The 17,399-nt window shown below is 72.3% G+C and carries 13 protein-coding genes; 4 read left to right on the top strand and 9 right to left on the bottom strand.

The window, feature by feature from the left end; translation table 11 throughout:
- Positions 1 to 5: 5 nt before the first annotated feature.
- On the bottom strand, positions 6 to 653 hold the full coding sequence (locus tag Aph01nite_RS15140; RefSeq protein WP_239161707.1) for an HAD family hydrolase: 648 nt from the start codon (positions 651 to 653) through the stop codon (positions 6 to 8).
- Between the two features lie 139 nt (positions 654 to 792).
- Entirely contained in the window at positions 793 to 4,257 is a 3,465-nt protein-coding gene (metH, locus tag Aph01nite_RS15135; RefSeq protein ID WP_204041497.1) for a methionine synthase, read from the bottom strand.
- Positions 4,258 to 4,489: 232 nt separating this feature from the next.
- On the opposite strand from metH, the gene Aph01nite_RS15130 reads away from it, so the two are divergent.
- Both Aph01nite_RS15130 and Aph01nite_RS15125 read left to right on the top strand, forming a co-directional pair.
- Positions 4,490 to 5,344 carry a PAC2 family protein gene (locus Aph01nite_RS15130; RefSeq protein WP_204041496.1) on the top strand — a complete coding sequence of 285 codons (855 nt, stop codon included), beginning with the start codon at positions 4,490 to 4,492 and terminating at the stop codon, positions 5,342 to 5,344.
- Between the two features lie 301 nt (positions 5,345 to 5,645).
- Entirely contained in the window at positions 5,646 to 6,161 is a 516-nt protein-coding gene (locus tag Aph01nite_RS15125) for a hypothetical protein (protein WP_204041495.1), read from the top strand.
- On the opposite strand, the gene Aph01nite_RS15120 is transcribed toward Aph01nite_RS15125, so the two are convergent.
- The 7 genes from Aph01nite_RS15120 to Aph01nite_RS15090 form a co-directional block, all read right to left on the bottom strand.
- Entirely contained in the window at positions 6,074 to 6,856 is a 783-nt protein-coding gene (locus tag Aph01nite_RS15120; protein ID WP_239161706.1) for a sirohydrochlorin chelatase, read from the bottom strand. The genes Aph01nite_RS15125 and Aph01nite_RS15120 overlap by 88 nt on opposite strands.
- Positions 6,853 to 8,025, bottom strand: a complete 1,173-nt coding sequence (locus Aph01nite_RS15115) for a uroporphyrinogen-III synthase (protein WP_239161705.1) — start codon at positions 8,023 to 8,025, stop codon at positions 6,853 to 6,855. The genes Aph01nite_RS15120 and Aph01nite_RS15115 overlap by 4 nt, the downstream gene beginning before the upstream one ends.
- Entirely contained in the window at positions 8,022 to 8,348 is a 327-nt protein-coding gene (gene nirD / locus Aph01nite_RS15110) for a nitrite reductase small subunit NirD (RefSeq protein ID WP_204041494.1), read from the bottom strand. The genes Aph01nite_RS15115 and nirD overlap by 4 nt, the downstream gene beginning before the upstream one ends.
- Positions 8,345 to 10,771: a nitrite reductase large subunit NirB gene (gene nirB / locus Aph01nite_RS15105; protein ID WP_204041493.1), complete on the bottom strand. Its 2,427-nt coding sequence runs from the start codon at positions 10,769 to 10,771 to the stop codon at positions 8,345 to 8,347. The genes nirD and nirB overlap by 4 nt, the downstream gene beginning before the upstream one ends.
- Entirely contained in the window at positions 10,768 to 12,168 is a 1,401-nt protein-coding gene (locus tag Aph01nite_RS15100; protein WP_204041492.1) for an FAD-dependent oxidoreductase, read from the bottom strand. Before Aph01nite_RS15100 ends, nirB begins: the two co-directional genes overlap by 4 nt.
- A complete protein-coding gene (locus Aph01nite_RS15095; RefSeq protein ID WP_204041491.1) occupies positions 12,165 to 14,228 on the bottom strand; it encodes a molybdopterin oxidoreductase family protein in 2,064 nt (687 codons plus the stop codon). The genes Aph01nite_RS15100 and Aph01nite_RS15095 overlap by 4 nt, the downstream gene beginning before the upstream one ends.
- Positions 14,229 to 14,338: 110 nt before the next feature.
- The gene (locus tag Aph01nite_RS15090; protein WP_204041490.1) at positions 14,339 to 15,661 is read right to left on the bottom strand and encodes an MFS transporter; all 1,323 of its coding nucleotides are present in this window, start codon (positions 15,659 to 15,661) and stop codon (positions 14,339 to 14,341) included.
- A gap of 215 nt (positions 15,662 to 15,876) precedes the next feature.
- Between Aph01nite_RS15090 and Aph01nite_RS15085 the strand changes: the two genes are divergently transcribed.
- Both Aph01nite_RS15085 and Aph01nite_RS15080 read left to right on the top strand, forming a co-directional pair.
- Entirely contained in the window at positions 15,877 to 16,350 is a 474-nt protein-coding gene (locus tag Aph01nite_RS15085) for a peptide deformylase (protein WP_204041489.1), read from the top strand.
- A 265-nt stretch (positions 16,351 to 16,615) separates the two neighbouring features.
- Positions 16,616 to 17,389 (top strand): peptidoglycan recognition protein family protein, encoded by a 774-nt coding sequence (locus tag Aph01nite_RS15080; RefSeq protein ID WP_204041488.1) that lies wholly within the window; start codon positions 16,616 to 16,618, stop codon positions 17,387 to 17,389.
- Positions 17,390 to 17,399 lie beyond the last annotated feature (10 nt).

Genomic DNA, 17,399 nt, shown 5'->3' with positions numbered 1-17,399 from the left:
ACCGCCTAGAACTCCTGGAACAACGCCCGCAACACCTTCAGGTCCACCTCGATCAGGGACGGCACCACCAGCCGGCCCGGCGCGGCCGGAATCGGCACGACGCTGGGCACGGCCACCACCCGGCAGCCGGCGGCGGTGCCCGCGGCCACCCCGTTCGGCGAGTCCTCCAGGACCACGCAGCGCTCCGGCCGCACGCCCAGCACCCGGCACGCCGTCAGGTACGGCTCCGGGTCCGGCTTGGTCCTGGTCACGTCGTCGGCGGTCACCACGACCGTGAACCGGTGCCGCCCGACCACGTCCAGCACCGCGTCGGCGACCGGCTTCAGGGAGGAGGTCACCAGGCCGGTCACGACCCCGGCCTCGTTCAGTTCGCTGAGCAGTTCCAGCGCCCCGGGCATCGGCTCGACCTCGACCAGGAGCCGCTCGACCATGCCGTCCAGCAGCCACCGGGCGACCTCCTCGGGGGCGGTGCCCGACCCGGTGAGGTCCAGCATGTAGGCGACCGTCCTGTCCCACGAGCCCCCCACCAGCGCGGCCCCGTGCTCGGGCCCCCAGGAGCCGCCGAGGCGCTCCACCACCTCGGTCTCGACCTCGAACCACACCTTCTCGGTGTCGACGAGCAAGCCGTCCATGTCGAACAGAACCGCGTCCACGGCGAAAGCAACCCCTAGCTGGATACTTGGAAGGTCATTCAAAAGGAGCCCGGCGCCGTTGAGACGAGTTCCCCGCCTGCGGGCATGTCGTCGAAGGGCGAGCTTTGAATAATCTTCTTGATCAGATATTTCTGACATTTCAGACATTGAAGTATTTGGCCTCGGGGTGGTGCGCCACCAGGGCCGAGGTGGCCTGCTCGGGATGGAGCTGGAACTCCTCCGACAGCTCGACGCCGATCCTGGCCGGGGCCAGCAGCTCGAACAGCTGCGCCTGGTCCTCCAGGTTCGGGCAGGCCGGGTAGCCGAAGGAGTACCGGCAGCCGGTGATGTGCACCTTCAGCATGTCCTGGAGGGACTCGTCGCCGCCGATGCCCAGTTCGGACCGGACGCGGGCGTGCCAGTACTCCGCGAGGGCCTCGGTGAGCTGGACCGACAGGCCGTGCAGCTCCAGGTAGTCGCGGTAGGCGTTGGCGGCGAACAGCTCGGCGGTGGCCTCGCTGATCCGGCGGCCCATGGTGACGACCTGGAGGGCCACCACGTCCACCTCGCCGGAGTCCCGGGAGCGGAAGAAGTCCGACAGGCACAGGTGCCGGTCGCGGCGCTGGCGCGGGAAGGTGAACCGGGTGCGCTCGCGGCCCGCCTCGTCCAGCACGATCAGGGCGTCGCCGTCCGAGACGCAGGGGAAGTAGCCGTACACGACGGCCGCCTCCAGCAGGCCCTCGGTCTGCAGGCGCTCCAGCCACATGCGCAGCCGGGGGCGGCCCTCGGTCTCGACCAGCTCCTCGTAGGAGGGGCCGTCGCCGCCGCGCGCGGCCTTCAGGCCCCACTGGCCCATGAAGGTGGCGCGCTCGTCCAGGAACGCGGCGTACTCGTGCAGGGAGACGCCCTTGACGACGCGGTCGCCGAGGAACGGCGCGACCGGCACGGGGTTGTCGGCGGCCACGTCCGAGCGGGCGGGCAGCTCCTGCTCGGGGGTGCGGTCCAGCACGGCGCCCCGCCTGACCCGGCGCTCCCGCAGCGCGGGCAGCTCGGCCCCGGCCTCCCCGCGCTTGACCTTCATGAAGGCGTCCATCAGGCGCAGGCCCTCGAACGCGTCCCTGGCGTAGCGGACCTCGCCGTCGTACAGCTCGGCCAGGTCCTGCTCCACGTACGCCCGGGTCAGGGCGGCCCCGCCGAGCAGCACCGGGTACCGGCCGGAGATCCTCCTGGAGTTCATCTCCTCCAGGTTCTCCTTCATCACCACCGTGGACTTGACCAGCAGGCCGGACATGCCGATCACGTCGGCGCGCTTGTCCGCCGCGGCCTCCAGGATGGCCGACACCGGCTGCTTGATGCCGAGGTTGATCACCTCGTAGCCGTTGTTGGACAGGATGATGTCGACCAGGTTCTTGCCGATGTCGTGCACGTCGCCCTTGACCGTGGCCAGCACGATGCGGCCCTTGCCCGCGCCCTCGGCCTTCTCCATGTGGGGTTCCAGGTACGCGACGGCGGTCTTCATCACCTCGGCCGACTGGAGCACGAAGGGCAGCTGCATCTGGCCGGAGCCGAACAGCTCGCCGACCGTCTTCATGCCCTCCAGCAGCACGTCGTTGATGATCTCCAGGGCGGGCCGCCGGGCGAGCGCCTCGTCCAGGTCGGACTCCAGGCCCTTCTTCTCGCCGTCCACGATCCGCCGTTCGAGGCGCTCCCAGAGCGGCAGGCCGAGCAGTTCGGCGGCCTTGCCGGCCTTCATGGCGGCGGCGTCCACGCCCTCGAACAGCTCCATGAAGCGCTGGAGCGGGTCGTAGCCCTCCCGGCGGCGGTCGTAGATCATGTCCAGCGCGACCTGGCGCTGCTCGGCGGGGATGCGGGCCATCGGCAGGATCTTGGAGGCGTGCGCGATGGCGGAGTCGAGGCCGGCGTCGACGCACTCGTGCAGGAAGACCGAGTTGAGCACGATCCTGGCGGCCGGGTTGAGGCCGAAGGAGATGTTGGACAGCCCGAGGGTGGTCTGCACGGCCGGGTGGCGGCGCTTCAGCTCGCGGATGGCCTCGATGGTCTCCACGCCGTCCCTGCGGGTCTCCTCCTGGCCGGTGGCGATGGGGAAGGTCAGGCAGTCGACCACGATGTCCTCGACCCGCATGCCCCAGCCGGCGGTCAGGTCCTCGATGGTCTCGCAGGCGATCCGCACCTTGTCCGCGCTGGTACGGGCCTGCCCCGCCTCCTCGATGCACATCACGACCACGGCGGCCCCGTGCTCCCGGACCGCGGTCATGATCCGGTGGAACCGGGACCCGGGCCCCCGGCCGTCCTCGTAGTTGACCGAGTTGACCACCGCCCGGCCGCCCAGCATCTCCAGGCCCGCCTCCAGCACGGCCGGTTCGGTGGAGTCGATCATGATGGGGAGGGTGGAGGCGGTGGCGAACCGGAAGGCCAGCTCCTTCATGTCCCGGACGCCGTCGCGGCCCACGTAGTCCACGCACAGGTCCAGCAGGTGCGCGCCGTCCCTGGCCTGGGCGCGGGCGATCTCCACGCACTCCTCCCAGTTCTGGGCCAGCATGGCCTCCCGGAACGCCTTGGAGCCGTTGGCGTTGGTGCGCTCGCCGATGGCCAGGTAGGAGGTGTCCTGCCGGAACGGCACGTGCTGGTAGAGGGAGGCGGCCCCGGCCTCGGGGCGCGGGCGGCGCTCGGCCCTCGGCTTGCCGCCCAGGCGCTCGACGACCCGGCGCATGTGCTCGGGGGTGGTGCCGCAGCAGCCGCCGACCAGGGCCAGGCCGTACTCGGCGGCGAAGGTCTCGTGGGCGTCGGCCAGTTCCTCCGGGCCGAGCGGGTAGTACGCGCCGGCGGAGGTGAGCTGGGGCAGCCCGGCGTTGGGCATGCAGGACAGCGGGAGCCGGGAGTGCCGGGCCAGGTGGCGCAGGTGCTCGCTCATCTCGGCCGGCCCGGTGGCGCAGTTGAGGCCGATCAGGTCCACGCCGAGCGGCTCGATCACGGTGAGCGCGGCGCCGATCTCCGAGCCCAGCAGCATCGCGCCGTTGGTCTCGATGGTGACCTGGGCGATGATCGGCACGTCCAGGCCGGACGCGGCCACCGCCCGCTTCGCCCCGATCACGGCGGCCTTCACCTGGAGCAGGTCCTGGCAGGTCTCCACGATCAGCGCGTCCGCGCCGCCCTCGATCAGCCCGGCGGCGCCGTCCCGGTAGGCGTCCCGCAGCGTCGCGTACGGCAGGTGCCCGAGGGTCGGCAGCTTGGTCCCCGGCCCCATCGCGCCGAGCACGAACCGGGGCCGGCCCGGCGTGGACCACCGGTCGGCCCGCTCGCGCGCGATCCTGGCCCCCGCCTCGGAGTACTCGCGGACGCGGTCGCCGAGCCCGTACTCGCCCAGGGCGGTCAGGTTGGCGCCGAAGGTGTTGGTCTCGACGCAGTCCACGCCCGCCTCGAAGTAGGCGTCGTGCACCGCGCGGACGATGTCGGGGCGGCTGACGTTGAGGACCTCGTTGCAGCCCTCGTGCCCCTCGAAGTCGTCCATGGTCGGGTCCTGGGCCTGGATCATCGTCCCCATCGCGCCGTCCGCCACGAGAACACGCTCGGCCAGTGCGGTACGGAAGGACGGTCTGCCAGTCATGCGCCAAGCCTATCGAGGGAGAACCGGGGACTACTGGACCCCGCATCCAACAGTGTCCCGCTATCTGGATGTATCTCCTGGTTCAGCTGGGAACAGATGGACCGCGCGCCACATTCCCCGCCCGCCGGGACGCCCTCGGGCACCGGGGTTGTGCGCTCTCTCCCGCGCGAAGATAACGCTCGGGCCGCCACTCCGAATAGTCTTAGCCTCACGACCTATGTGAGGAGGCGGCTTGATCGAGCTCGAAGGGCTCCCTGAGCTCGTCGATCCGGTGCTCATCGCCGCGTTCGAAGGGTGGAACGACGCGGGTGAGGCCTCCAGCGGCGTGCTCGCGCACCTCGAGACGGAGTGGAAGGCCACCCCGCTGGTCGAACTCGACCCGGAGGACTACTACGACTTCCAGGTCACCCGTCCCATCGTGGAGCTGGGCGAGGGGCTGACCAGGTCCATCACCTGGCCGACCACGCGCCTGCTGGTGGCCAGGCCGCCCGGCGCCAAGCGGGACGTGGTGCTGCTGCGCGGCATCGAGCCGAACATGCGCTGGCGCAGCTTCTGCGCCGAGATCGTCGGGCTCTGCCACGACCTGGGCGTGGAGCTGGCGCTGCTGCTGGGCGCGCTGCTCAACGACTCCCCGCACACCCGCCCGGTGCCGATCGTGGGCTCGGTCAGCGACCCCGGCCTGGCCCGGGTGCTCAACCTGGAGCCGACCAAGTACGAGGGGCCCACCGGCATCGTCGGCGTGCTCCAGCACACGCTCGGCAGCGCCGGGCTGCAGGCGGTCTCCCTCTGGGCCTCCATCCCGCACTACGTGGCCCAGCCGCCCAACCCGAAGGCCACCCTGGCGCTGCTCCGCAGGGTGGAGGACATGCTGGACATTCCCATGCCGTACGGGGACCTCACCGAGGAGGCGCGGGCCTGGGAGACCGGGGTGGACGAGCTGGCCTCGCAGGATTCCGAGGTCGCCGAATACGTGCGGGAGCTGGAGGAGCGCAAGGACGCGGCCGAGCTGCCCGAGGCCAGCGGCGACGCCATCGCGGCCGAGTTCGAGCGGTACCTGCGCCGCCGCGACCGCGGAACCGACGGGTAATCCTGAGTCATACTCGGATAATTCCGACAAACCCAATTATTGCGATTTCTCGTATTTCATCAAGATTTCCGGTAATAATTGGCGGCTACATACGCTCTTTCCCTGGGCGGGCCCGCGGTTCGGCAACGGTTCGGTCACCAGGAGAAACACGAGTCTGTAAACATTCGCGACCGGAGTTCTCGCCGCGTTGAACCTGACCAATGTGACTGCGCACCCTAGGGCGACCATGGCGACTGCCCCACCCGATCCGCACCAGCGAGCACAGGAGACGCGGCAGCGCGTTCTGAAGATGGCCGTTCTGATGAAATCGAGCACCGCCGCCGACGGCGGCGCCGCGTACCCGCATCTGCGGGGCACCACACCGCAGCAGGCGGTGGACACCTTCCTGGCCCTGCTCCAGGACCGGCTGCCCGCGTGGCTGCGCACCCTGCACGATCTGGCGCACCTGGCCGGCAAGGGCCGGGTGGGCGGCAACCTGCTGCCGGTCGCCAAGGCCGGCATCGAGTACTACGCCGAGGTGCAGGCCGCGGCCATGCCCGCGTTCGTGTCGCCGTCCCTGACCGTACGGTTCCGGCAGGCCATGCGGGAGAGCGAGCTGGGCCCGCAGGCGGAGATCGAGCCCTTGGCCGCCTACCTGGCGGCGGAGCAGGCGCTCGGCCGGATCGGGCCCGGGGTGAACCCGGAGGCCACGGCGCGGCTGCTGCTGGCCGGCTGCTTCCGGCACGCCTACTACGAGATGTTCACCGGCGCGGACTCCGAGCCGTCCCGGGACGACAGCGCCGAGGACATCGTGCGCGAGCTGCGGCTCGAGGGCTGAGTTCCGGCGGCCTCGTCGAACCTGGCCCACACCAGGGCGGCCAGGTCGTCGTCCGCGCCGAGCGGGGCGGCGACCAGGTCGGCGCTGCTCTCGGCCAGCCGGTTGTGGAAGTGCCCGGGGGCCAGCAGGTAGGAGGCCACCGCCACCCGCGGCGCGGAGCGCGCCCGGGTGAGGGCGTCGGCGAGGGTGGGGGTGCCACCGGCCGCGAAGGCGGCCGTGACCGGGCGCGACAGCCGTACCGACAGCAGGCGGGCGGCGGCGCGGACGTCGTCCAGGGCCGCGGGGTCGGAGGAGCCGGCGGCGCCGAGCACGACCGCGTCCCCCGGCCGCAGCCCGGCCTGGGCCAGCCGCCGGGCCAGGACCGAGGTGAGCAGCGGGTGCGGGCCGAGCGGGCCGGCCACCCGGGCGTCGGGGCGGACCCTGGCGACGACGGCGGGCAGGTCCACATGGGCGTGGTAGCCGCCCGCGAGCAGCATCGGCACGACGACCACGGGGCCGACGGTGGCGGCGAGCACGTCGGCCAGCGGCGGGGTGCTCAGCTCCAGGAAGGACAGCCGGACCCGGCGGCCCGGGCGCATCCGGCGCACCCGGCCGGCCAGGTCGGCCAGCACCGCGGACCACTGCCCGTCCCTGGCGCCGTGGCCCGCCATGACGAGCGTCGCCACGTCGCTGGTGCCGCTGACGCCGGCGGTCACGAGTCGTCCCGTTCGCAGGCGAGGCGGTAGCCGCGTTTGACCACCGTCTCCACGATGCCGCCGGGACCGAGGGCGCGGCGGAGCCGGGTGATCGCCATCTCGACCGCGTGCTCGGCCGAGTCCCTGGACGGCCCGCCCGGCAGCACCAGGCGCAGGTCGGACCGGGCCACCACGTGCCCAGGACGGTCGGCGAGGCGCTTGAGCACGGCCATCGGCGCGGGCGGCAGCGGCTTGAGCTCGCCGTCCACGGCCACCGCGTGGCCGCGGATCTCCAGCTGGTGGCCCCCCGCGACCAGCCGGGTGACGCTGTGCTCGGGCAGGTGCCTGGCGAGGGTGCGGGCCAGCGCGCCGAGCCTGGCCCGCTCCGGCTGGATCGCGCGTACGCCCCTGGACAGCAGCGGCTGCGCGGTGACCGGCCCGACGCAGGCGGCCACCACGGGCCCGGAGAAGGCGGCGACGAGGGCGTCCTCCAGCCCGTCGGCGCGGGCCGCGTTGAGCATGGCCAGCACGGCGGGCGCGCTGGTGAAGGCGACCGCGTCCACCGACCCGGAGACGGCCTGGCTGACCAGCCGCCGCAGCGGCGAGGTGTCCCGGTACGGCAGCCACCGGTAGACGGGCACCTCGGTGACGTGCGCCCCGGCCGCCCGCAGGTCGGCGACGAAGCCGGTGAGGGGCTCACCGTGCAGCTGGACGGCGATGCGCCGGCCGCGCAGGTCCTGGGCCAGCAGGTACTGCTTGACCTCCTCGCAGGACTCGGTGGCGGGCGTCCAGTGGTCGGTCAGGCCGGCCGCGCGGACCGCGCCGCGCGCCTTGGGGCCCCGGGTGAGCAGGCGGGCGCCGGTCAGGTGCCCGGCCAGGTCGCCGGAGAGGCCCCAGCCCTCGGCGGCGGCCATCCAGCCGCGGAAGCCGACCCCGGTGGTGATCACGACGTCGTCCACGGGGGCGGCCAGGCACTCCCGGGTGGAGGCGAGCAGGTCGGCGTCCTCGGCCAGCGGGACCAGCCGGATGGCGGGGGCCCGGACCACGCGGGCGCCGCGCCGCTCCAGCAGGGCGGCGAACTCCTCGCGGCGGCGGGTGGCGGTCACCCCGATGGTGAAGCCGGCCAGCGCGTCGGGCGCGGTCTCGGGGGACCCGAGCTCCACCGGAGCGTCTTCGAGTAGCGCGGTCACAGAACGCTCACCTCTACCATCCCACTGCTCACACGGATCGGAAATATCGGGATAACGGTCGCGGGGTCGTCCAAGCAGGCCCCGGTGACCAGGGAGAACACTTGCTTGTGCATCGGGGACGCCACGGTGGGCTCCCCGTTCCTGGTGCCCACGATGCCCCGCGACAGCACGTACGCCCCGCTGTACGGGTCCCGGTTGCCGGTGGCGTACAGGCTGCCGTCGAAGGTGCGGAAGAGCGCCACCTGCTCGGTCCCCAGCAGGGCGCACGCGCCCCGTTCCGGGAGCAGGTCGGCGTAGTCGCAGACAGATGTCCAGTTCGTCATGAGCTAACCCCCACGGGCCTGATCTGATCGCGTTCGGTGGCGAAGGAGATGGACGGGTCGGGCACCCCGGGCGCGTTGACGAAGCTGGTGAAACGCCGGAGCTTGTCGGGGTCCTCCAGGGTCGCCCGCCATTCGTCGAAATATCCGGCGACGTGGCGCTCGATCTGGACGTCCAGGTCGGCGCACAGGCCGAGCGAGTCGTGCACGACCACGTCGCGCAGGTGGTCGAGGCCGCCGTCCAGGGCCTCCAGCCAGGCGGAGGTGCGCTGCAGGCGGTCGGCGGTGCGGACGTAGAACATCAGGAAGCGGTCGATGGTGCGGATCAGCGTGTCGGTGTCCACGTCGGAGACCAGCAGGTCGGCGTGGCGGGGCTTGAAGCCGCCGTTGCCGCAGACGTACAGGTTCCAGCCGTTCTCGGTGGCGATGACGCCGAAGTCCTTGGAGCGGGCCTCGGCGCACTCGCGGGCGCAGCCGGAGACGGCGGACTTGAGCTTGTGCGGGGAGCGCAGGCCCCGGTAGCGGGTCTCCAGCATGATCGCCAGGGCGGCCGAGTCCTGCACGCCGTACCGGCACCAGGTGGAGCCGACGCAGGACTTCACGGTGCGCAGGGCCTTGCCGTACGCGTGGCCTGACTCGAAGCCGGCGTCCACCAGGCGGCGCCAGATCTGCGGGAGCTGCTCGACGCGGGCGCCGAACAGGTCGATGCGCTGACCGCCGGTGATCTTGGTGTAGAGGCCGAAGTCGCGGGCCACCTCGCCGATCACGATGAGCTTGTCCGGGGTGATCTCGCCGCCCGGGATGCGCGGCACGACCGAGTAGGTGCCGTTCTTCTGGATGTTGGCGAGGAAGTGGTCGTTGGTGTCCTGGAGCGCGGCGTTCTCGCCCTCCAGGACGTGCGCGTTGTGCAGGGAGGCCAGGATGGACGCGACGGCCGGCTTGCAGATGTCGCAGCCGCGCCCGGTGCCGTGCTCCTCGATCAGCTGGGTGAACGTGGTGACGCCCCGGACCTGGACGATCTCGAACAGCTCCGCCCTGCTGTACGCGAAGTGCTCGCAGAGCGCCTTGCTGACCGGCACGCCGGACTTGACCAGGATGCGCTGGAGCAGCGGGACGCAGCTGCCGCAGGTGGTCCCGGCCCGGGTGCAGGCCTTGATCCCGGCCACGTCGGTCAAGGACCGGTCGAGCACGGCCGCCCGTACCGTGCCCGCGGAGACGTTGTTGCAGGAGCACACCTGGGCGTCGTCGGGCAGGTCGGGCGTGACGCCGGAGCCGGTGAACAGCAGGTCGCCCGGCAGCCCCGGCAGGGGTTTGCCGACGTAGGGCCGCAGCGTGTCGTACGGGGCCGCGTCGCCGACGCAGATGCCGCCCAGCAGGGTGCTCGCGTCGTCGCTCACGAACAGCTTCTTGTAGACCCCGCCGACCGGGTCCAGGTAGGTCACGTCCAACGCGCCGGACATCTGGCCGAACTGGGCGACGGCCACGCCGAGCAGCTTGAGCTTGGTGGACAGGTCCGCGCCGGTGAAGGACCCGGAGCCGCCCCTGATCCGGTCGGCGGCGACCTCCGCCATGGTGAAGCAGGGCCCGACCAGCCCGTAGATCTGCCCGCCGGCCAGGGCGCACTCGCCGATCGCGTAGATCGACGGGTCGGAGGTGCGCATGCCCTCGTCGACCACGATGCCGCCGCGCTCGCCCACCGCGAGGCCGGCCGCGCGGGCCAGTTCGTCGCGGGGCCGGATGCCGGCGGAGAAGACCACGATCTGGGCGGGGATGACCTCTCCGTCGGGTTTGACCAGCCCGGTCACCCGGTCCTCGCCGGTGATCCGGGCGACCCCTGCGCCGGCGTGCACGGTCAGGCCGAGGCGTTCCACGTGGCCGCGCAGGACCGCGCCGCCGCCCTCGTCCACCTGGCGGGGCATCAGCCAGGGGCTCATCTCGACCACGTGCGTCTCCAGGCCGAGCCCGCGCAGCGCGTCGGCGGCCTCCAGGCCGAGCAGCCCGCCGCCGACCACGATCCCGGCCGTGGCGGTCCCGGCGGCCGCCCTGATCGCGTCCAGGTCCTCGATCGTGCGGTAGACGAAGCAGCCGGGCAGATCCTTGCCGGGCACCGGCGGCACGAACGGCGCCGACCCGGTGGCCAGCACCAGCACGTCGTACGCGGTGACCGCGCCGTCGGCGGTGGTGACCGTACGGGCGGCGCGGTCGATGCCGGTGACCCGGGAGCCCAGCCGCGGCGTCACCCCGTCCGGGACCGGATAGGTCAGGTCCTCTGCGCTCTTGCCCGCCAGGTAGGAGGTGAGCGCCACCCGGTCGTACGCCGGGCGCGGCTCCTCCCCCAGGATGGTGACCGTCCCGTCGAAGCCTTGGAGGGACTCCGCCAGCCGATGGGCCGAAGGTCCATGTCCCACTACCACGACCCGTGTCATGCGTTGATCTCCTCCTGCTCGCACAGCCACCCCACGATCCCCGCCACGGCGTCGGCGCAGCCGCCGCAGCCGGTCGTCGCCCGGGTGGCCGCGGCCACCGCCGCCAGATCCCGGGCGCCCTCCTCCCAGCAGGCCCTGACCTGGCCCTTCGTCACGTTGTTGCAGCGGCACACCTTGGCCGAGTCGGGCATGCGCACCGGGCTGTCGGCCACCGGAGCGGCGGCGGCCAGGCCGGGGAAGATCAGGCTGGCCCGGTCCCCGGGCAGCGGGACGCCCCGGTCGTACAGCTGGGTGAGCGTGCCGACGGCCGCGCTCTCGCCGACCAGGATCGCGCCGACCAGGCGGCCGTCCCTGATCACGAGCTTGCGGTAGGTGCCGGTACGGCGATGGCTGAACCTGACGATCTCGGCGTCGTCCTCGGTCAGGTGGGTCTCCCCCATCGCGGCCAGCTCGACGCTCCTGGCCTTGAGCCGGGTGACCAGCCGGGAACCCCGGTAGCGGGCCGCCGTGTCGGCGCCGGTGATCAGGTCGGCCACGATGGCGGCCTGCTCCCAGCAGGGCGCGACCAGCCCGTAGACCTGGCCGTCGTGCTGGGCGCACTCGCCGATCGCGAAGATGGCCGGATCGTCGGTGCGCATCTCGTCGTCCACCACGACGCCGCGCTCCACGTGCAGCCCGGCCTCCCTGGCCAGGCCGACCACCGGGCGCACCCCGCAGGCCAGCACGACCAGGTCGCCCTCCACCAGGCCGCCGGTGACCTCGACCCCGGCCTCGGTGATGGCGGTGACCTCGGCCCCGGTCCTGACCTCGACGCCCAGCGCGGTCAGCGTCTCGCCGAGCACCAGCCCGGCCTCGGCGTCCAGCTGGCGTTCCATCAGGTGCCCGGCCAGGTGCAGCAGGGTCACCGGCAGGCCGCGGCCGGCCAGCCCGCGGGCGGCCTCGATGCCGAGCAGCCCGCCGCCGACCACGACCGCCCGCCGGGCCCGCCCGGCCGCCTGGATGATCTTCTCGCAGTCGCCCAGCGTGCGGAACGGCAGGCCCAGCTCCGCCCCCGGGATCGGCGGCACGAACGGCTCGCTCCCGGTGGCCAGCACCAGCACGTCGTACGGCTCCCGCCGCCCGTCCGCCGTGAGGACCGTACGGCAGTCCCGGTCGATCGCGGTGACCTCGGTGCCGAGCACGGCGGTGACCCCGTGCTCGGCGTACCAGGCCTGGTCGTGGAGGCGGACGTTGTCCGGCGTGGCGGTGCCCGCGAGCACGTTGGACAGCAGCACGCGGTTGTACGGCTGCCAGGTCTCGGCCCCGAACACGGTCACCCGGATGTCGCGGCTGCGAGCCCGTACGTCGCTGACCACCCGGGCGCCGGCCATCCCCGTGCCGACGACGACCAGCCTCATGACGCGGCCCCTTCGACCCGGACGGCGCAGACCTTGAACTCGGGCATCCGCGACACCGGATCCAGCGCCGGGTTGGTGAGCCGGTTGACGCCCTCCCAGTGGAACGGCATGAACACGGTGTCGGGGCGGATGTCGGGGCTGACCCGGGCGGGGGCCTCGGTGGAGCCGCGGCGCCCGACGACCCTGACCCGGTCGCCGGACGCCACGCCGATGCGCTCGGCGAGGTCGGGGTGCATCTCCACGAACGCGCCGGGCGCGGCCTGGTTGAGCGGGCCGATCCTGCGTGTCTGGGCGCCGCTCTGGTAGTGGGCGAGCACCCGCCCGGTGGTCAGGTAGATCGGGTAGTCGCCGTCCACGTCCTCGGCCGGGGGCCGGTGCTCGACGGGGATCATGCGGGCCCGCCCGTCGGGGGTGGCGAAGCGGTCCAGGAACGGGCGGGGGGTGCCCGGGTGGTCCTCGTCGGGGCAGGGCCAGAAGACGCCGGTCTCGGCCGCGATCCGCTCGTAGGTGATGCCGGCGTAGTCGGCCGGGCCGCCCGCCGAGGCGCGCCGCAGCTCGTCGAAGACCGTACGGGGATCGTCGGAGAAGACGTGGCCGAGGCGGCCCGCGAGGGACGCGAGCACGGAGAGGTCGCTCCGCACCCCCGAAGGCGGAGCGACGGCCTGGCGGCGCAGCAGCACGCGCCCCTCCAGGTTGGTCAGGGTGCCGGCCTCCTCGGCCCACTGCGTGGTGGGCAGCACCACGGTGGCCAGTTCTGCGGTCTCGGAGCGGACCAGGTCGGAGACGACGAGCAGGTCGAGCGCGGCCAGCCGCTCAGCGATGTGGCGGGAGCGCGGCGCGGAGACGACGGGGTTGGAGCCGAACAGCAGCATCGCCTTCGGCCCCGACGGGGTGCCGAGCGCGTCGAGCAGTTCGTAGGCGGAGCGTCCGGGGCCCGGCAGGTCGGCGGGATCGACTCCCCAGACGCCGGCCACGTGCGCGCGGGCGGCCGGGTCGTCGATGCGCCGGTAGCCGGGCAGCTGGTCGGCCTTCTGGCCGTGCTCCCTGCCGCCCTGGCCGTTGCCCTGGCCGGTCACGCAGCCGTAGCCGGAGCCCTCCCTGCCGGGCAGCCCGAGGGCCAGGGCGAGGTTGATGAACGCGGTGGCGGTGTCGGTGCCCTTGGCGTGCTGCTCGGCCCCCCGGGCGGTCAGGATGACGGCCCGGCGCGCGGTCCCGAGGGCGTGCGCGGCCTCGCGCATGCGCGCCACCGGGACGCCGGTGACGCGCTCCACCCGCTCCGGCCACCAGGCGGCGACGCTGTCCCTGACGGCCTCGAAGCCGGTCACCCGCTCGGCCAGGTAGGCCAGGTCGGCGTACCCGTCGGCGATGGCGATGTGCAGCAGGCCCAGCGCGAGCGCCAGGTCGGTGCCGGGGGTGAGCTGGAGGTGCAGCCCGGCGAGCTTGGCGGTGGCGGTCACCCGGGGGTCGGCCACGATGAGCCGGCCCGCCTTGTTGAAGTGCCGCACGAAGGGCGGCATGGTCTCGGCCACGTTGCCGCCCGCCAGCAGCACCACGTCGGCGCGGGCCAGATCCGTGATGGGGAAGGGCAGGCCGCGGTCCAGGCCGAAGGCCCGGTTGCTGGCGGCCGCCGCCGAGGACATGCAGAACCGGCCGTTGTAGTCGATCTGGCTGGTGCGCAGCGCCACCCGGGCGAACTTGCCCAGCTGGTACGCCTTCTCGTTGGTCAGCCCGCCGCCGCCGAAGACGGCCACCGCGTCGCGGCCGTGCTCCCGCTGGATGCTCCCGAGCCGGGCGGCGACGAAGTCGAGGGCCTCGTCCCAGCCGACCGGCTCGCCGTGGAGCAGCGGGGTGGTCAGCCGGTGCGGCGAGGCGAGCAGCTCCCCGGCCGTCCAGCCCTTCTGGCAGAGCCCGCCCGCGTTCGCGGGGATGTCGTCGCGCGGGGTGATGCCGTCCGGCGTCACGTTCATGCCGCACTGCAGCGCGCAGTACGGGCAGTGCGTGGCCGCCCCCACCGGGAGCCGCGACATCACAGGCGGCGCGGCGGGAAGTGAGACGGGCATGCGTCCGATGGTGCTTTCAGGCCGTTTCACCGCTGGGTCCCTTCTGTTACCGCTGTGCTACAAGGCGCTAACCGCCGCTCACGACCGCGTCGGGCGGCCGGTGAGGATCCTCAGACCCGGGCGGCGGCCAGGCTCGGCGCCAGCCGTACGCCGACGGTGCGCAGGTAGCAGAACCAGGTCAGCGCGCAGCAGAGGGCGTAGAAGACGGCGAAGGCCGTGATCGCCGCGCCCGCCCCGCCGGTGGCGGCGATGGAGGTGCCGAAGCCCCGGTTGATGAAGAACCCGCCGAAGGCGCCGACGGCGGAGATGAACCCGATGGCCGCGGAGGCGTCCCGCCGGCCGATCCGCACGGCCCGCTCGTACGCCTCGGTGCCGGCCTCCAGGCCCGCGACCGCCTTGGCCCGGAAGATCGCCGGGATCATCCGGTACGTGGAGCCGTTGCCCACCCCCGCCGTCCCGATCAGCAGCATGTACGCGGCGAAGAACAGCACGAAGTTGTGCTGCGCGAGCCCCGCGTAGACGAGCAGCACCGCGCCCGCCATGGCCACGAAGTTCCACAGCGTCACGGTGGCCCCGCCGAGCCGGTCCGACAGCCACCCGCCCAGCGGCCGGATCAGCGAGCCCACCAGCGGCCCCAGGAAGGCCAGCGTGATCAGGTCCGCGTGCTCGGCGAACTGCGACTTGATCAGCAGCGGGAACGCGGTGGAGTACCCGATGAACGACCCGAACGTCCCGATGTACAGCACCGACATCACCCACGTCTGCGGGTTCACGGCCGCCTGCGCCATCTCCCTCGGCTCGGCCTTGGCCGTGCTCAGGTTGTCCATGAAGAAGTACGCCCCGGCCGCCGCCGCCACGATGAACGGCACCCAGAAAAGACCGGCCGCCGCCAGCCCGAACGCCCCGATCACCAGCGGCATCACCAGCTGCACCGACGACACCCCGATGTTGCCCCCGGCCGCGTTGAGCCCGAGCGCCGACCCCTGCTTCGACTGCGGATAGAAGTAGGTGATGTTGGCCATGCTGGACGCGAAGTTCCCGCCCCCCAGCCCCGCCGTCCCCGCGATCACCAGGAACACCCAGTACGGCGTCGCCGGATCGTTCACCGCCACCGCCAGCAGCACCGCCGGGATCAGCAGCAGCAGGGCGCTGGCCACGGTGAAGTTGCGCCCGCCGAACCGGGCCGGGCCGAAGGTGTAGGGGATGCGCAGCGCCGAGCCGACCAGGTTGGGCAGCGCCACGATCCAGAACAGCTGGTCGGTGGAGAACTTGTAGGACCCCAGCTTGACCGCGACGATGCTCCAGACCGTCCACAGCGTGAAGCCCAGGTGCTCGGCGAAGATGGAGAAGATCAGGTTACGCCGGGCGGTCCGCCGGCCCGAGGCCGCCCAGAACTCCGGGTCGTCCGGGCGCCAGTCGCTGATCCAGGCCATCACGTGTCCTTTCCTCGGGGGTTTTGTCCCTGGAAAAGTAGGCGGCGGCCGTTACGCACTTTGACGATTAGTAACGGTGCACCCGTTACGTGTGACGCACCTCGGAAACACGCAACTCATACGACGCACCGAGGCAACATGGAATTAACGAGGGTTGGCCCGGCCCCCGGCGGGGAATCGCTGAATCGGTGTCGCCGTCGCCGCGGGGAGCGTGCATGACTGCCCGACAGATCCGCCCTTTCACCGATCCGGTGCTGCGCAGTGTGGCCGAGCCGGTCACCGTCTTCGACCGTTCGCTCCGTGACGTGGTGAAGGCGCTGACCCTCACCATGCGGGCCGGGGCGGGCCGCGCCGGGCTGGCCGCGCCGCAGCTGGGGCTGCCGCTGCGGGTGGTGGCCTTCGACTACGACGGCAAGGCCGGGCACGTGGTCAACCCGCGTCTGGAGCTGTCCGAGCGGCGCGTGGTGGCCGACGAGGCGTGCCTGTCGGCGCCCGGCGTGTGGTGGCCGTTGGAGCGCTCCTTCTCGGTGGTGGCCCGGGGCCGCGACATGTTCGGCAAGCCGGTGACCGTCCGCGCGATCGGCATGCTGGCCCGCGTGCTCCAGCACGAGGTGGACCATCTGGACGGCGTGCTCTTCAGCGACCACCTGGCCCCGGAGGAACGCGAGCGGTTCCTGGCCCGCGTCTGACGGCGAAGGGTGCACAATAACGGTTACGGAGAGTGACCGCCGGGGAAAGATCCCCTCCGACGGCCTCCCGTGACGTGTGGAGTCCCCGAGGTTCCATACCAACTCGGGAGGTCCCCACATGTTCGTCGCGCGCAGATCGTTCCTGACGATCGGCGGAGGGCTGGCGGGTGCGGTGCTGCTGAGGGTGCCCGCCGAAGCCTCGGAGCCGTCGTCCTCACCGGTCCCGTCGACCCCGGACACGCCCTATATGCCTGATATACCCGATATGCCAGAGATGCCGCCGATGCTGGAGGAGCTGGAGCCGCCGGCCGCGCTGGTGGTGGAGGACGTCCCGCCGGCGCCCGAATCGGCCCGGCCGCCGATCCCCCGGCCGCCGCGCATCTACCTGCGCAACGAATGGGAGGCCCGCCCGCCGACCTCCCGGGCCGTCGTGCTCGACCGGGTGCCCGACAAGCTGATCGTGCACCACACGGCCACCCCCAACCGCGGCGAGACCAGCCTGGAGGCGGCCTTCCGGCTGTCGCGGGCGATCCAGCGCTACCACATGCGCCACAACGGCTGGGACGACATCGGCGAGCAGTTCACCATCAGCAGGGGCGGCCACGTCATGGAGGGCCGCAACCACACGATGCGCGCCATCCGCCGCTGGCGGCACGTGGTGGGCGCGCAGACCGCCGAGCACAACCGGCACACGCTCGGCATCGAGACCGAGGGCACCTACATGGACGACCTGCCGCCCCAGCGGGCCATGGACGCGCTGACCAGGCTGCTCACCTGGCTCTGCTGGCACTACGAGCTGGAGCCCTCGGTGGCGATCATCGGCCACCGCGACCTCAACGCCACCTCCTGCCCCGGCGACCGCCTCTACCAGCACCTGCCCGCCCTGCGGGAGGAGGTCGCCAGGCGCCTCGACCGCGGCTACGGCGCCCACTACTCCCGCGGCTACCGCCTCGCCGTCCCCCACTGGGGGCCGCTGCCCGGCCCGGCCCACTGGCACGACCACGGCCCGGCGCTCGGCCCCCACGAGGGCATCCGCTGACGAACCCGGG

Origin of the sequence: Acrocarpospora phusangensis, from assembly GCF_016862995.1 — a bacterium.
Lineage (GTDB): Bacteria > Actinomycetota > Actinomycetes > Streptosporangiales > Streptosporangiaceae > Acrocarpospora > Acrocarpospora phusangensis.
This window is presented reverse-complemented; position numbering and strand designations above follow the sequence as displayed.

Excerpts from the sequence above, each read along its gene's own strand:
- nirD (WP_204041494.1), bottom strand. The coding sequence starts at position 8,348 with ATGACGAACTGGACATCTGTCTGCGACTACGCCGACCTGCTCCCGGAA.
- Aph01nite_RS15080 (WP_204041488.1), top strand. The coding sequence starts at position 16,616 with ATGCCAGAGATGCCGCCGATGCTGGAGGAGCTGGAGCCGCCGGCCGCG.
- Aph01nite_RS15125 (WP_204041495.1), top strand. The coding sequence starts at position 5,646 with ATGAAATCGAGCACCGCCGCCGACGGCGGCGCCGCGTACCCGCATCTG.
- Aph01nite_RS15085 (WP_204041489.1), top strand. The coding sequence starts at position 15,877 with ATGACTGCCCGACAGATCCGCCCTTTCACCGATCCGGTGCTGCGCAGT.
- nirB (WP_204041493.1), bottom strand. The coding sequence starts at position 10,771 with ATGACACGGGTCGTGGTAGTGGGACATGGACCTTCGGCCCATCGGCTG.
- Aph01nite_RS15100 (WP_204041492.1), bottom strand. The coding sequence starts at position 12,168 with ATGAGGCTGGTCGTCGTCGGCACGGGGATGGCCGGCGCCCGGGTGGTC.
- Aph01nite_RS15090 (WP_204041490.1), bottom strand. The coding sequence starts at position 15,661 with ATGGCCTGGATCAGCGACTGGCGCCCGGACGACCCGGAGTTCTGGGCG.
- metH (WP_204041497.1), bottom strand. The coding sequence starts at position 4,257 with ATGACTGGCAGACCGTCCTTCCGTACCGCACTGGCCGAGCGTGTTCTC.
- Aph01nite_RS15095 (WP_204041491.1), bottom strand. The coding sequence starts at position 14,228 with ATGCCCGTCTCACTTCCCGCCGCGCCGCCTGTGATGTCGCGGCTCCCG.